General features: G+C 72.9%; 18 protein-coding genes. 13 read left to right on the top strand and 5 right to left on the bottom strand.

Annotation, left to right across the window (positions count from 1 at the left end; translation table 11 throughout):
- Positions 1–68: 68 nt before the first annotated feature.
- From ACFW1I_RS19490 to ACFW1I_RS19475, 4 genes are all read left to right on the top strand, one after another.
- Positions 69–755 (top strand): DUF2993 domain-containing protein, encoded by a 687-nt coding sequence (locus tag ACFW1I_RS19490; RefSeq protein ID WP_384671373.1) that lies wholly within the window; start codon positions 69–71, stop codon positions 753–755.
- Positions 756–1185: 430 nt separating this feature from the next.
- Entirely contained in the window at positions 1186–2031 is an 846-nt protein-coding gene (locus tag ACFW1I_RS19485) for a sulfurtransferase (protein ID WP_384671371.1), read from the top strand.
- Between the two features lie 36 nt (positions 2032–2067).
- The gene (locus tag ACFW1I_RS19480) at positions 2068–2358 is read left to right on the top strand and encodes a DUF1416 domain-containing protein (RefSeq protein WP_031009709.1); all 291 of its coding nucleotides are present in this window, start codon (positions 2068–2070) and stop codon (positions 2356–2358) included.
- A 142-nt stretch (positions 2359–2500) separates the two neighbouring features.
- Positions 2501–2761, top strand: a complete 261-nt coding sequence (locus ACFW1I_RS19475) for a DUF3099 domain-containing protein (RefSeq protein WP_384671368.1) — start codon at positions 2501–2503, stop codon at positions 2759–2761.
- A 13-nt stretch (positions 2762–2774) separates the two neighbouring features.
- Here ACFW1I_RS19475 and ACFW1I_RS19470 read toward each other — a convergent pair whose 3' ends face one another.
- Together ACFW1I_RS19470 and ACFW1I_RS19465 are read right to left on the bottom strand one after the other, a co-directional pair.
- Positions 2775–3275 carry a hypothetical protein gene (locus ACFW1I_RS19470; protein ID WP_384671366.1) on the bottom strand — a complete coding sequence of 167 codons (501 nt, stop codon included), beginning with the start codon at positions 3273–3275 and terminating at the stop codon, positions 2775–2777.
- A gap of 98 nt (positions 3276–3373) precedes the next feature.
- Positions 3374–3736 (bottom strand): DsrE family protein, encoded by a 363-nt coding sequence (locus ACFW1I_RS19465; RefSeq protein ID WP_384671364.1) that lies wholly within the window; start codon positions 3734–3736, stop codon positions 3374–3376.
- Between the two features lie 105 nt (positions 3737–3841).
- Here ACFW1I_RS19465 and ACFW1I_RS19460 point away from each other — a divergent pair, with 105 nt between their 5' ends.
- From ACFW1I_RS19460 to ACFW1I_RS19435, 6 genes are all read left to right on the top strand, one after another.
- Positions 3842–4645, top strand: a complete 804-nt coding sequence (locus ACFW1I_RS19460; protein ID WP_384671362.1) for a hypothetical protein — start codon at positions 3842–3844, stop codon at positions 4643–4645.
- A complete protein-coding gene (locus tag ACFW1I_RS19455) occupies positions 4642–5523 on the top strand; it encodes a hypothetical protein (RefSeq protein WP_384671360.1) in 882 nt (293 codons plus the stop codon). The genes ACFW1I_RS19460 and ACFW1I_RS19455 overlap by 4 nt, the downstream gene beginning before the upstream one ends.
- Positions 5520–6440, top strand: coding sequence for a hypothetical protein (locus ACFW1I_RS19450; protein ID WP_384671357.1), 921 nt, complete (start codon positions 5520–5522; stop codon positions 6438–6440). Before ACFW1I_RS19455 ends, ACFW1I_RS19450 begins: the two co-directional genes overlap by 4 nt.
- 297 nt (positions 6441–6737) lie before the next feature.
- On the top strand, positions 6738–7310 hold the full coding sequence (locus ACFW1I_RS19445; RefSeq protein ID WP_030495536.1) for an FABP family protein: 573 nt from the start codon (positions 6738–6740) through the stop codon (positions 7308–7310).
- Positions 7311–7350: 40 nt separating this feature from the next.
- Positions 7351–7788, top strand: coding sequence for a Fur family transcriptional regulator (locus ACFW1I_RS19440; protein WP_384671354.1), 438 nt, complete (start codon positions 7351–7353; stop codon positions 7786–7788).
- A 9-nt stretch (positions 7789–7797) separates the two neighbouring features.
- Positions 7798–8763 carry a YgfZ/GcvT domain-containing protein gene (locus tag ACFW1I_RS19435; protein ID WP_384671351.1) on the top strand — a complete coding sequence of 322 codons (966 nt, stop codon included), beginning with the start codon at positions 7798–7800 and terminating at the stop codon, positions 8761–8763.
- A gap of 5 nt (positions 8764–8768) precedes the next feature.
- On the opposite strand, the gene dtd is transcribed toward ACFW1I_RS19435, so the two are convergent.
- On the bottom strand, positions 8769–9194 hold the full coding sequence (dtd, locus tag ACFW1I_RS19430; protein ID WP_384671348.1) for a D-aminoacyl-tRNA deacylase: 426 nt from the start codon (positions 9192–9194) through the stop codon (positions 8769–8771).
- 128 nt (positions 9195–9322) lie between these two features.
- Between dtd and ACFW1I_RS19425 the strand changes: the two genes are divergently transcribed.
- Both ACFW1I_RS19425 and ACFW1I_RS19420 read left to right on the top strand, forming a co-directional pair.
- The gene (locus tag ACFW1I_RS19425) at positions 9323–9931 is read left to right on the top strand and encodes an ABC transporter substrate-binding protein (protein ID WP_384671346.1); all 609 of its coding nucleotides are present in this window, start codon (positions 9323–9325) and stop codon (positions 9929–9931) included.
- A gap of 85 nt (positions 9932–10016) precedes the next feature.
- Complete coding sequence (locus ACFW1I_RS19420; RefSeq protein WP_384671344.1) at positions 10017–11261, top strand: GNAT family N-acetyltransferase; 1245 nt, start codon at positions 10017–10019, stop codon at positions 11259–11261.
- A 2-nt stretch (positions 11262–11263) separates the two neighbouring features.
- Here the strand turns inward: ACFW1I_RS19420 and ACFW1I_RS19415 are convergent, their stop codons facing one another.
- Together ACFW1I_RS19415 and ACFW1I_RS19410 are read right to left on the bottom strand one after the other, a co-directional pair.
- A complete protein-coding gene (locus tag ACFW1I_RS19415; RefSeq protein WP_384671342.1) occupies positions 11264–12034 on the bottom strand; it encodes an ABC transporter permease in 771 nt (256 codons plus the stop codon).
- Positions 12027–12968: an ATP-binding cassette domain-containing protein gene (locus tag ACFW1I_RS19410; RefSeq protein ID WP_384671340.1), complete on the bottom strand. Its 942-nt coding sequence runs from the start codon at positions 12966–12968 to the stop codon at positions 12027–12029. Before ACFW1I_RS19410 ends, ACFW1I_RS19415 begins: the two co-directional genes overlap by 8 nt.
- A 115-nt stretch (positions 12969–13083) precedes the next feature.
- Between ACFW1I_RS19410 and ACFW1I_RS19405 the strand changes: the two genes are divergently transcribed.
- Positions 13084–13871, top strand: a 788-nt coding sequence (locus tag ACFW1I_RS19405) for a TetR/AcrR family transcriptional regulator (RefSeq protein WP_384671338.1), incomplete at its 3' end; no start/stop codon positions are given.

The following is a 13871-nucleotide window of genomic DNA, read 5'->3' as shown; positions in this document are numbered from 1 at the left end:
CCCCCCGACACGTCGATCTTCGTGTCGGGGGGCCGGCACACATCTTCGGCAATGGGGGAAAGTCAGCCATGCGAGCACTGCGGATCCTGCTGGTCGTGGCCGTCGTGCTGGGCGGACTCCTGGTCGGCGGGGACCGGCTGGCCGCCGCCTGGGCGGAGTCGGAGGTCGCCGGACGCGCCTCGCTGGCCGGCGGTCGCACCGAGTCCGTCGAGGTGGACATCAAGGGCTTCCCCTTCCTCACCCAGGCCGCCGACAAGCGCTTCGGCGAGGTCGAGGTGGTCGCCAGGGGCGTCCACACCCAGGCCGGCGGCAAGCCCGTCCGGATCGGCGAGCTCACCGTCGACCTGCGGGACGTGACCGTGACCGGCGACTGGACCGGCGTCCGGGCCGGCTCGGCGACCGGGACGGCGCTCATCTCGTACGCGGACCTGGTCGCCGCCTCGCAGCGCGCGACCGCCATGGAGTACGGCGGCCCGGGCAAGGTGAAGGTGACGGGCAGCGTCGAGGTCCTGGGCCGCAAGGTGACCCGTACGGTCGTCTCCTCCGTCAGCCTGGTCGGCGGCGACACCATCAAGGTCCGCGCCGACGAGGTGCCCGGCGAGGGCATCCCGCTCCTGGAGGACATGATCCGCGAGCGCACCGACTTCGAGCGCCCGCTCGGCCGCGTCGCCGGCATGCGGGTCTCCGAGGTCGAGCCGCGCCCCGAGGGACTGGCGGTCACGGTGACCGGCCAGGACGTCGCCATCGCGGGCTGAAACGGCCCCGCTTTCACATACTGAGACGCCCTCGTCCGATCCGCAGAAAAGCAGGCCCCGGCGGCGTGCGCCGGGGGCTCCGGGGGTGGTCCGGAACCGCATGCGGTCTCGCCATGCGGATGATCGCGTCTCATCATGCGACACACCGGTGACACGGTCGCCTGTCCGTCCCTACGATCGACGGCATGAAGCGACAGGCGGAACTCACGAAGCGGCGGGCAGTAGACCTGTGCCGCATCGCCGCCATGCTCTGTCGCTCCGTCTGAGCGGGACGCGCTCCGCGCCCGTATTCCCCCCGGCCCGCCGACCCCCGAGGTCGGGGCCGCACCGCGCAGCACGACGCCGTCGGGCGCCTCGCCCCGACGCGCACCCGCACATGCAGCACCACCCCCGCACCACACCGCCGCACACTGCCCCGGAGGAGAACAGCATGGCTCGCAGCGACGTACTGGTCGACGCCGACTGGGTCGAGGCCAACCTCGACAACCCGGCCGTCGCGATCGTCGAGGTCGACGAGGACACCGCCGCCTACGACAAGAACCACATCCGCAACGCCATCCGGATCGACTGGACGAAGGACCTCCAGGACCCGGTCCGCCGTGACTTCATCGACCAGGAGGGCTTCGAGAAGCTCCTCTCGGCCAAGGGCATCGGCAACGACACCACGGTCGTCCTCTACGGCGGCAACAACAACTGGTTCGCCTCGTACGCCTACTGGTACTTCAAGCTCTACGGCCACCAGGACGTCAAGCTCCTCGACGGCGGCCGCAAGAAGTGGGAGCTCGACTCCCGCGACCTGGTCGACGGCTCCGAGGTCCCGAACCGCCCGGCCACCGAGTACAAGGCCCAGGCCCAGGACGTCTCCATCCGCGCCTTCCGCGACGACGTCGTGGCCGCGATCGGCACCCAGAACCTCGTCGACGTCCGCTCGCCCGACGAGTTCTCCGGCAAGCTGCTCGCCCCCGCCCACCTCCCGCAGGAGCAGTCGCAGCGCCCGGGCCACGTCCCGACCGCCCGCAACATCCCGTGGTCGAAGAACGCCAACGACGACGGCACCTTCAAGTCCGACGACGACCTCAAGGCCCTCTACGAGGCCGAGCAGGTCGACCTGGCGAAGGACACCGTCGCCTACTGCCGCATCGGCGAGCGCTCCGCGCTGACCTGGTTCGTCCTGCACGAGCTCCTCGAGGTCCCGAACGTCAAGAACTACGACGGCTCGTGGACCGAGTACGGCTCCCTCGTGGGCGTGCCGATCGAGCTCGGCGCCAACAAGTAACCGCCTCCCCTTCGCGACAGGACAGGACGTAAGAACATGTGTGGAGCTCCGATCGGCGGCCCCGACGTCAGCACGCTCAAGCCCGGTGAGACGGCCATCCAGGGCCAGGTGACCAAGGACGGCGAGCCCGTCACCGGTTACGTCCGCCTCCTGGACTCCTCCGGCGAGTTCACGGCCGAGGTCCCCACCTCCGCCACCGGCCAGTTCCGCTTCTACGCGGCCACCGGCGAGTGGACCCTCCGCGCCCTCGTCCCCGGCGCCCAGGCCGACCGCAAGGTCGTCGTCACGGAGACGGGCAGCCTGACGGACGTCGCCATCGCCGTGTGAGCGGCCGCCCGAGCGGCACCTGAACGGCCGGAGGGCCGTGCCTCCTGGGGGGTTGGACGCCTATTCCAGGACTTGAGGCACGGCCCTCCGGTCTGTCCGCCGACTGCTGTCCCGGAACGGGGTGCGGACGTACGCTGAAGGTGTGTACGCACGGCGTCGGCGCGTCTATTTCTGGATGATGGGTGCCTGCCTGGTGCTTTTCGTGGGCGCCTGGGCCGTCGTGCGGCTGTTCTCGATGCCGGTCGCCATCGGGATGTGCGTCGTCGCCATGGTCATCCCGCCGATCGCCGCGATGGTGGCGAACCGGCGGGGGCCCGAGGACCGGTGGTGGGACGATCCGTCCGGCGACGAGCAGTCGGACGAGTGGTGGGACGAGCTCGACGGGAAGAAGCGCCGGGAGTAGCGGCAGCGGGGCGTCAGCCGAACCAGGCGCGGGACTCCGGCTGGTTGGGGCGGACCAGGGCCAGGATCGTCAGGCCCGTCCAGGCCACCGAGAAGACCGATAGGCCGAAGACGAGATACCCGAACGGCAGCGACGCCCAGCCGTAGGCCACGGCCGAGACGCGTACGCCCGGCAGGCGGGTGGGGAACCTGAGCGCGGTGACCACGCCCCAGGCGGCCACCGCCAGGACCAGTACGCCGCCGAACTCGACCGTGCCCGCGTGGAGTTCCGGCGCGTCGTCCTCCCAGAGCCGCGCCGCGATCTCGACGCTGTGGGTGAGCACCCAGGCGGCGAGCAGGGCCTGCACGCCGGCCAGCACCATCAGCAGCGTGCGGAGACTGCGGACCGGCGGGGGCATCGGCACGCCGCCCGGCGGGTGCGCGGGGCGGTCGGGCGGCTTCGGGGGGCCGCCGCCCGCCCGGGCGCGGTCCCACGGGCGTTCGTCGTCGGGCCGTCCTGTGCCGTTCCGCTCCACCGTGGCCTCCCCCCGCCTCGTCCGGAACCGCCTGCACGCGCGTGTGCGCCATGGTCGGCGATCCGCCGGGAGGAGTCCAGGGGGAGATCCGGCCGGAATCAGTAGACGAGCGCCTGCGTGTCGTCGGCCAGGGCCTCCTGGACGAAGACCTGGGCGCCGGCGATGCGGACGCCGTCCAGGACGTCCTTCTCGGTGATCTCGCGGCGGGCCGCGCACTGGGTGCACAGGGTGATCCGGCCGGCCGCCAGGATCGAGTCGACCAGGTCCGGCAGCGGCGCCGCGTGCGGCAGCTCGAACTCGGCCGCCTTGCCCGGGAGGGCGAACCAGGAGGACTCGCCGGTCAGCCAGAGCGACACCTCGACGCCGCTCGCGACGGCGACGGCCGCCACGGTGAATGCCTGGGAGCAGCGTTCGGGGGCGTCGGCCCCGGCGGTCACCTTGATCACGAGCTTCTTCGCCATATACCGAACTGTAATGCGAGGCGCTGCAACTTCATGCGCACCTCACGGGTCAGGTGGGTGCGCGGATAACGGAATCCGCCCTTCTAGTCTCGTGGGGGGACTGTCTTGGAAGCCACGGAAGCGGTCGAACCCGCTCAGAACACCCCGGTGCCCGCGCCGGACCCCGGCGCGGAACCGCCCGCGCGGTCCGCTCCGCGCCGCCGCCGGGTCGCCCGTACGATCGCGCTGATCGCCGTCGCCGCCGTGCTCGGCGTCATCGGCGGCACCGCCGTCGGCTACGGCGTCCAGGCCGAGCGCGAACCGGTCGCCCTGCCGCCGCTGAACCAGCCCGGCCTGGCCTACCCGGCGGAGCCCCTGCCGAAGGACCAGGAGCCGGCGCCGCTCGCGGCCTCCCAGGACCGCCAGACGAAGGCCCAGGGCGACCTGAGGAAGCTGCTGGTGCCGCGGCCGGAGGGGGCGAAGGCCCGCGACTGGGACGGCTGGGTGCCGCTGTACGAGTACGCCCAGGACTACGGCCTCCCCGGCTCGGCGCTCCAGTTCCAGCTGGAGCAGGGCATCCGGCGCGTCGCGGCCCGCTCCTGGGAGACGGGCGACCGGATCGTCACCGTGGAGCTGGTCCAGTTCCGCTCCGGCTCGGAGATCGGCGCCCTGGCGTTCGTCGAGGACCAGCAGGGCTTCGCGTCCCGCGACGACGAGGCCGGTTACGCCGGCGACGAGGTGAAGGGCTCGACCAACGGTCGTTACTACGTCCACCCCGTGAAGCGGGAGCCGGGCTACCTGGACTACTACGAGGCCCGGGCCTACATCCAGCGCGGTGACATCGCCATCGCCATCGCCATCTTCGACACGCGCAAGATCGCCAAGAAGGACATCCGTTCTCTGGCCGAGCGGCAGCTGGGGCGCCTGTGAACGACACGACGAACGACACGACGAACGACGCGACGAACGACGCGACGAGCGACGCGGTGGCGGGGAACGGGACGGTCGAGGCCGTCGCCGCCGGCGGGGAGCGCCCCGCCGGCCGCCGCCGGGGCCGCCGGATCCTGCGGAACGCGCTGGTGGGCCTGGCCGTCCTCGGCGCCGCCGGCGGCGGGGTCGCCTACACCGCCGTCACCGTCGACCGCGCCGACCGCACGGCCCCGATCGTCGCCTGGGCGGAGCCGACGCCGCGCGTCGAGTCCGACGACCCGGCCGCGGACGTCGACCGGGGCCGCGCCTCCACCCCGCTGAGCAAGCTCCTGCTGCCCACGCCGTTCGGCTACGTGCTGGGCTCGGACATCGAGGGTTACGGCAACGACGCGGAGGTGGGCGCCGAGGAGGCCGAGGCCCTGCTCAAGCAGGCCGGCAAGGGCCTCTACGGCAAGAAGCGCCGGGCATGGGAGAAGGAGATCGACAAGCTCGGCCTCCAGGGCCTGGCCATGCGCACGTACGCCGGCTACGACGGCGACGTCCAGGTCGAGGTGTCCGTCATGCGCATGAAGGAGAAGAAGCTGATCCGCTCCTTCTTCGAGTGGGAGCGGGAGTTCGCGGACGACGCCGAGCTGCGCGAGGGGCCCCGGATCAAGGGGTACGAGCGCACGGCCTCCTGCCACCACCTGCCGAAGCTCACCGAGGGGGACGAGGAGTACCTGGAGGAGCAGCTGCTCGGCCTGACCTGTACCGCGTACGACGGCGAGGTGCTGGTCTCCGTCACGGCGTACGCGACCGCGCCCGGCTTCGACAAGGACGTGGCCGAGCTCGTCGCGGCCCAGCTCAAGCACATCGCATCCCCGGGGGAGTACGTATGACCGAGCAGCTCACGGACGAGCGCGCGGAGCCGTCGGAAGCGGCACCGGAAGCGGCACCGGACGCGCCCGGCGAGCAGCCGCCCGGCGAGCAGCCGGTCGCCGCGCAGCCGGTCGCCGCGCCGCCCGCCGCCGAACCGCTGCCCGCCGGGCCCTCGCGGCGGCGGCGGGTGCTGTGGGCGGTGGCCCGCTGGACGGCGGCGGTCGTGGTCCTCGGCGGTGTCGGCGCCGGCACGGCCCTGGGGATCACCTCCCTCGACCGGGACGAGGTGCCCGGCCTCGCCACCGAGAGCGACGGCCGCTGGGACTACCCGGCGCTCTCGCTGCCGGCCCTGCCGGTCGACCGCCCGCGCCCCTTCACCGGCTCGAACGACGCCGAGATCCACTACGCCGACATCCGGCGACTGCTGCTGCCCGAGCCCGCGGGGGCGACCCCCGACGCCCGGCTGACCGGCGGCTTCGTCACCACGGAGGCGTACCTCGGGCTGTACGGGGAGGAATTCCGCGGCGAGTTGCGGTCGGCGCTCGCCGACTCCGCCCTGCGGCACATCGCCGCACGCGGCTGGACGATGCCGGACGGCACCCGGAGCACCGTCCACGTGCTGCGGTTCGCCTCGGTGGCGTACGCCCAGCAGTTCGAGGACGAGGCGGTCCGCGGCGGCTACTCCTCCCACGGGGTGAAGGCGCTGCCGACCGGGGTGGAGCTGGCGCTCCCGGAGACCTTCGCGGAGGACATCGAGGTCCCGGACGTGCGGATCTCCGCCTACCGGGAACAGCAGCCGTACGGCCCCGAGCACACCCGGGTCGCCTACATCCAGGCCGGTGACAGCCTCGCGGTCGTCACCCACACCCGGAAGGGGGAGGCCGCCGAGGTCCCGTTCCGGCAGACCGTGACCCTTCAGGCGCAGCTGCTCGGCTGACGGCGATCCACGAGGATCCACCGGGATCCGGTCGGCCCCCGCGGAGATCCGCGGAGACCCACCTCACCGCGTGGGCCGGGCCCCCGCCCACTAAGCTGGGGTCCGGCCCGTTCCGCCTTCACCGCTCAGCCGAGGAGCACCCTGTGATCATTTTCTTCGAGACCCTGCTGGTCCTGGTCGCCGTCGGCGTGCTCGCCTTCACCGGTCTGGCCGTGAAGAAGCTGTACCAGGGCCAGCGCTGACCGTCCGGTCCGTCCTCGTTCACCGATCCCCCTTCACAGATCGTCTGAGTCGCTCATGATCCAGATCCCGTCCGACCTCAACCCGGACCTCGTCCCGCTCGCGTTCCTGCTCGGAACCTGGGAGGGCGCCGGCGTCTCCGACTTCCCGGGCGCCGAGAAGTGCAACTTCGGCCAGTCCGTGACCTTCAGCCACGACGGCCGGGACTTCCTGGAGTACCACTCGCACTCCTGGGTCCTCGACCAGGACGGCAACAAGGTCCGCCCGCTGGAGAGCGAGAGCGGCTTCTGGCGGATCGACAAGGACCGCAAGGTCGAGGTCGTGATGGTCCGCGACGACGGCGTCGTCGAGGTCTGGTACGGCGAGCTCGCCGACCAGAAGCCGCAGATCGACCTGGCCACCGACGCCGTCGCCCGCACCGCCGCCTCCGGCCCCTACACCGGCGGCAAGCGGCTCTACGGCTACGTGAAGAGCGACCTCATGTGGGTCGGCGAGAAGGCGACCCCCGAGGTCCCGCTCCGCCCCTACATGTCGGCCCACCTGAAGAAGGTCGTCACCCCGGAAGAGGTCGCCGAGATGGCCCGCAACCTCCCGGACATGCCGGACGACGGCATCGCCTTCTTCAAGTAGGACCACCGGTGACGCGCCGCGCCCTCCTACACTGGGGGGCGTGGTGAGCACCGACTGGAAGAGCGACCTGCGGCGGCGTGGCTACCGGCTGACGCCGCAGCGGCAGCTTGTGCTGGAGGCGGTGGACGTGCTGGAGCACGCCACGCCCGACGACATCCTCGTCGAGGTGCGCAGGACCGCCTCCGGGGTGAACATCTCCACCGTGTACCGGACCCTGGAGCTCCTGGAGGAGCTCGGGCTGGTCAGTCACGCGCATCTGGGGCACGGGGCCCCGACCTATCACCTCGCGGACCGGCACCACCACCTGCACCTGGTGTGCCGGGACTGTTCCGAGGTCATCGAGGCCGATGTCGAGGTGGCCGCCGAATTCACCGGGAAGCTCCGGGAGACCTTCGGCTTCGAGACCGACATGAAGCACTTCGCGATCTTCGGGTTGTGCGCCGGATGCTCGCGGAAGGCCGCCGCCGCGGAGTCGTAGGCTTTTCCCATGAAGAGCTCCCTGCTGTCCCTGCCGGGCGCCGTACCGGCCGAAGGCCGCGACGAAGGCGTCGCCGCCCACTACGGCGATCTGTTCCGCGAGCAGCGCGCCCTCGCCGACGGGGCGGGCTTCGTCGACCTCTCGCACCGCGGCGTCGTCACCGTCAGCGGCGACGACCGGCTGAGCTGGCTGCACCTGCTGCTCACCCAGCACGTCAGCGAGCTGCCGGTCGGCCAGGCCACCGAGGCGCTGATCCTCTCCGCGAACGGGCACATCGAGCACGCCCTGTCGCTCGTCGACGACGGCGAGACGGTCTGGGCGCACGTGGAGCCCGGCACGCAGGAGGCGCTGATCGCCTACCTGGAGTCGATGAAGTTCTTCTACCGGGTCGAGGTCGCCGACCGGACGGACGAGTTCGCCGTCGTGCACCTGCCGGCCGGGTCCACCGCGCAGACGCCCGAGGGCGTCGTCGTACGGGAGACGGCGTACGGGCGGGACCTCTTCCTGCCGCGCGGCGAGCTGGAGTCCTTCGCCGCCGCGCACGGCCCGGCCGCCGGGATCCTCGCGTACGAGGCGCTGCGGGTGGAGGGGCACCGGCCGCGGCTCGGCTTCGAGACCGACCACCGGACCATCCCGCACGAGGTCGGGCTCATCGGCACGGCCGTGCACCTGCAGAAGGGCTGCTACCGGGGGCAGGAGACGGTCGCCCGGGTGCAGAACCTGGGGAAGCCGCCGCGCCGGCTGGTCTTCCTGCACCTGGACGGGAGCGAGGTGACCCTGCCGGCGCACGGCACGCCGCTGCGGCTCGCCGCCGACGGTCCCGACGGGCGTCAGCTCGGCTTCGTGACCACGGCCGTGCGCCATCACGAGCTGGGGCCGATCGCCCTGGCCCTGGTGAAGCGGAACGTGCCGGTGGACGCGCCGCTGGTGGCGGGGACGACGGCCGCCGCGCAGGAGACCGTCGTCGAGCCGTAGCCGGCTCACACCTCCAGCAGGACCGTGAACGGGCCGTGGTTCGTGAGGCTGACGCGCATGTCGGCCCCGAAGCGGCCCGTCTCCACGTGGGCGCCGAGCTTCCGCAGCTGTGCGACGACCTCGTCGACGAGGGGTTCGGCGACGGGTCCCGGCGCCGCGGCGTTCCAGGTGGGGCGGCGGCCCTTGCGGGCGTCGCCGTAGAGCGTGAACTGGGAGATCACCAGGAGCGGCGCGTCCACGTCCGAGCAGGACTTCTCGTCCTCCAGCACCCGGACGGACCAGAGCTTTCTCGCCAATTGGGCGGCCTTCTCGGGGGTGTCGTCGTGGGTGACCCCCACCAGGACGCACAGCCCCTCGCCGGTGATCTCGCCGACCGTCTCCCCTGCGACGACGACCTTCGCGCCGTCCACCCTCTGCACCACAGCTCGCATGCGCCCCAACCTACCGATCGGGGATTTCTGGGGGCCGAACGGGTGCAGAGCGCCTGCACGCGCGCGTGCGGGAGTGGCACCATGCCAGGAGGCGGTGCGGCTCCGCACCGGTCGAGGGGACGATTCTCATGAGTGCATCCAGCACCGGGCCGACGCCGTCCGGCCCCGTACCGCTGATCCGCTCCGCCGGCGCGCCGCCCGGCGGGCCGGTCGCGCGGCCGCCCGTGCAGCGGACCGCCGAGCCGCCGTCCGGCCGCCCGGGGCACGAACTCGGCGGGCTGCGCCTGTCCGAGCTGCGGGCGCTGCGCCGGGACGCCCAGAGCGACGAGGCCGATCTCAGCTATGTGCGGCGGATGCTCCAGGGCCGGATCGACATCCTGCGCGCCGAGCTGGCGCGCCGGACGGACCCGGAGGCGCCGGTCCTCGACCGGCTCTCCGAGATCCTCGCGGACGTGCCGTCCCGGCACCGCACCTCGGCCCGGCACGTGACGCTGTCGACGCCGCGCGGGGAGGAGTACCGGCGCCTCGCGGCCGAGATGCTGTCGGAGGTCGAGCTGTCGGACCTGACGGCCCGGACGGACGAGGAGCTGCACACCGCGATGGGCCGGCTCGCGGGCTACGAGCAGCAGATCTCGCAGCGCCGGCAGGCCCTCCAGCGGACCGCCGACGACTGCGGCGCCGAGATCGCCCGCCGCTACCGCGAGGGCGAGGCCCAGGTCGACGACCTGCTGGCCTGACGGCTCCTCGGGGGCCTGACGGCCCCGGCCCGGGCGCCCCGTAATTGGCGCGCGGCCGGCGGCGGGGCGTGCGTAGGGTCGGGGGATGGCTGTCGAACTGCGCACGGTGACGGAGTCCGAGTTCCCCGGCTGGCTGCGGGCGTTGCGGACGGGTTTCCTGAACGAGCCCGTCGTTCCTGACGGGCTGGTGGCCGACCGGCTGGCCCATGTCGATCTCGACCGGACCCGTGCCGCCCTGGAGGACGGGCGGGTCGTCGCCACCTTCCGGTCCTTCCGGCAGGAGCTGAGCACGGTCGGCGGCGGGAGCCTCACGGCGGACGCCGTGACCCAGGTGACGGTGGCGCCGACGCACCGGCGGCGCGGGCTGCTGAGTCGGCTGATGGCGAAGGACCTCGACGCGGCCCGGGAGCGGGGCGACGCGGTCGCGACGCTGATCGCCGCCGAGTACCCGATCTACGGCCGGTACGGCTTCGGTCCGGCGGGCTGGACCACCGAGTGGAGCGTGGACCTGCGCCGGGCCGGGCTCGACCCGCGCCGCAGCGGGCGCCCGGAGGACGGCGGCCGGATCGATCTGGCCGACGGGGCGGAGATCCGCCGGATCGGGCCGGAGCTGCACCGGCGGCTTGCGGGCGTCCGGGCCGGCGTGACCGACCGCTCGGCGCGCAACTGGGACGTCGGCACCGGTGGGGGCCACCAGCTGGAGCCCTGGACGGAGCCGTACTACGCGGTCTACCGCTCGGCGTCGGGCGAGCCCGAGGGGTACGTGTCGTACCGCTGCGACGACAAGTGGGGCGACGCCAAGCAGCCGGAGAACACGCTGACCGTGCGGGACCTGATCGCGGCGACGCCGGCGGCGGAGCACGCGCTGTGGCGGTTCGTCTGCTCGGTGGACTGGGTGGTGACCGTGCGGTCGGGCCACCGTCCGCCGGACGACCCGCTGCCGCTGCTGCTGCCGGACCCGCGGGCCGCCCGGACGGTGTCCCACGCGGACATGCTGTGGCTGCGGGTCCTCGACGTGGCGCGGGTGCTGGAGGAGCGGACGTACCCGGTGACGGACGGTCTGGTCCTCGACGTGCGGGACGGGGACGGGTTCGCGGGCGGGCGGTATCTCCTCGACGCCTCGCCGAAGGGCGCGCGCTGCACCCGTACCACCGCCTCGGCCGATCTCGTCCTCGACGTGGCGGAGCTGGCCCGGCTGGTGCTCGGCGACGAGTCGGCGGTGCGGCTGGCGCTGCTGGGGCTGGTCGAGGAGGCGGTGCCGGGCGCGGCGGCGCGGGCGAATCTGCTCTTCCGCACCCCGCTGCGGCCGTTCTCCCCGGACATCTTCTAGCGCTACCGGGTCCGCAGGCGGAAGAGGGCGCCGGAGGCGGTGACGGCCAGGAGCAGGAGGCCGCCGCACCAGGCGAGGGCGGTCCAGGGCGCGTCGCCGACCGGCTGGTCGAGGAGGAGGCCGCGCATGGACTCGATGAGCGGGGTGATGGGCTGGTGCTCGGCGAAGCCGTGCAGCCAGCTCGGCATGGTGTCGATGGGGACGAAGGCGCTGCTCGGGTAGGGCAGGAACATCACGAAGAAGGTGAAGGCGTTGGCCGCCTCGGGGGTGCGGGCGAGGAGGCCGGCCGCGGCGGAGATCCAGGAGACGACCGTGATGTAGGCGACGAGCAGGGCGATCGCGGCGAGCCAGCCGGCGGGGGTGGCGGCGGGGCGGAAGCCGATGAGGGCGGCGACGGCGAGGACGAGCCCGGTGGCCAGGAGGTTGCGGGCGACGGTGGCGACGACGTGTCCGGTGAGGAAGGGGACGGCGCCGACGTCGAGGGTGCGGAGCCGGTCGACGGTGCCGCGCCGCATGTCGTCGCTGACGGAGACGGCGGTGGCGGCGGCGCCGAAGCCGGCGCACAGGACGAGGACGCCGGGCACGACGTAGGTGACGTACCGGTCGTGGCCGGTGTCGATGGCCCCGCCGAAGAAGTAGACGAAGACCAGCATCAGCAGCACCGGCATCATCAGCGAGGTGATGACGGCGTCGAGGTTGCGCCGGCTGAGCAGGATGCCGCGTCCGACGAGGGCGGTGGTGGTGGCGAGCGGCCCGGCGGTCGGGTCAGACATGGCTCGGCTCCTTCGTGCTGCCGGTGAGGTGGAGGAAGACGTCGTCGAGGGTCGCGCTGTGCAGGGCGAAGCGCTCGATGTCGGTGCGGTGGGGGTCGAGTTCGTCGAGCAGGGCGCGGACGTGGGCGGCGCTGCCGTCGGTGGGGACGCCGAGGGTGAGGCTCTCCGGGGTGTGGGCGGTGGCGTGCGGGGTGAGCCGGAGGTAGGCGTCCCGGTCGCGGGCGACGAGGTCGAGGCGGTGGCCCGCGTAACGGTTCTTCAGTTCCTCGGCGGTGCCTTCGGCGAGGGTGCGGCCGCCGCCGAGGACGGCGATGCGGTGGGCGAGCCGGTCGGCCTCCTCCAGGTACTGGGTGGTGAGGAAGACGGTGGTGCCGTGGGCGGACAGCTCCCGGACGACGTCCCAGAGTTCGTTGCGGCTGCGCGGGTCGAGCCCTGTGGTGGGTTCGTCGAGGAAGACGACCCGGGTGGTGCCGGGGTCGCGGACGAGCCCCGCGGCGAGGTCGAGGCGGCGGCGCATGCCTCCGGAGTACGTCTTCGCCTGCCGGTCGCGGGCGTCGGTGAGCCGGAAGCGTTCGAGGAGTTCGTCGGCGCGGCGGGCGGCGGCCCGGCGGGAGAGGCCGGAGAGCCGGGCGGTGAGGCGGAGGTTCTCGGCGCCGGTCAGGGTCTCGTCGACGGCCGCGTACTGGCCGGTGAGGCTGATCGCGCGGCGGACGGCGGCGCGCTCGGTGACGACGTCGTGGCCCGCCACGCGCGCGTGCCCGCCGTCGGGGGCGGTGAGGGTGGCGAGGATGCGGACGGTGGTGGTCTTGCCGGCGCCGTTGGGCCCGAGGAGGGCGAAGACGGTGCCGGCCTCGACGCGGAGGTCGAGGGCGTCGAGGACGCGGACGGTGCCGTAGGTCTTGGTCAGGCCGGTGGTCTCGATGGCGGGAGGCATGGGTGTCCCCTTCTGCCGCGCTCGCGGCGTACTGCGTATGCCATACGCGTTACTGTGTAAGGGTTACGCATTACTAGGATGGGCGTCAAGCGAGCGAGCTCAGGAGGCGGCGCGGATGGCGGGCGAGAAGGACCGGACGGTGCCCGGGGAGGACGGCGGGACGTTTCTGCCGCCGTCCGTCGAGGCCGCCTGGGGGCTGCGCGAGCGCCCCACCAAGGGCCCGAAGCCGGGGCTGAGCCAGGACCGGGTCGTCGCCGCCGCGGTGGAGCTCGCCTCGACGGAGGGCCTCGCCGCCGTGTCGATGGGGCGGGTCGCCAAGGAGCTGGGCGTCTCGACGATGTCCCTCTACCGGTACGTCTCCGCCAAGCAGGAGCTGTACGTCCTGATGCAGGAGGCCGCGACGGGCGCGCCGCCCGAGCTGTTCGGCCCCGAGGTCCCCTGGCGGGAGCGGCTGGAGCGCTGGGCCTGGGCCATGCGCGCGGTCTATCTGCGCGATCTGTGGCTGCTGCGGGTGCCGGTCTCCGGCCCGCCCGCGACGCCGCACGCGGTGGCCTGGTGGGAGAAGGCGCTGCTCGCGCTGGACGGCACCGGCCTCGACGCGGGCACCAAGATCTCGGTGACGCTGCTGGTGGCCGGCTTCGTGAAGAGCGACGCGCTGATGATGGCGGAGCTGGCCGACGCGGTGGAGGCGTCCGGCGCCGCGCCGGAGGAGGCGATGGGCCAGTACAGCCGGACCTTGCGCCGACTGGTCGACCCGGCGGCCTTCCCGCAGGTGGCGCAGGTGATCGAGTCGGGTGTCCTGGACCGGGCGGACGGTCCCGACGACGAGTTCCGCTTCGGTCTGGCCCGGATCCTGGACGGGGGGGGGGGTGCGGGCGCCGGCGCGGCGCCGGCCGAGCGGGA

Source organism: Streptomyces sp. NPDC058955 (assembly GCF_042741435.1).
In the GTDB taxonomy this organism is placed as follows: domain Bacteria; phylum Actinomycetota; class Actinomycetes; order Streptomycetales; family Streptomycetaceae; genus Streptomyces.
The sequence above is the reverse complement of the archived record's forward strand: the minus strand, read 5'-3'. Positions and strand labels throughout refer to the sequence as shown.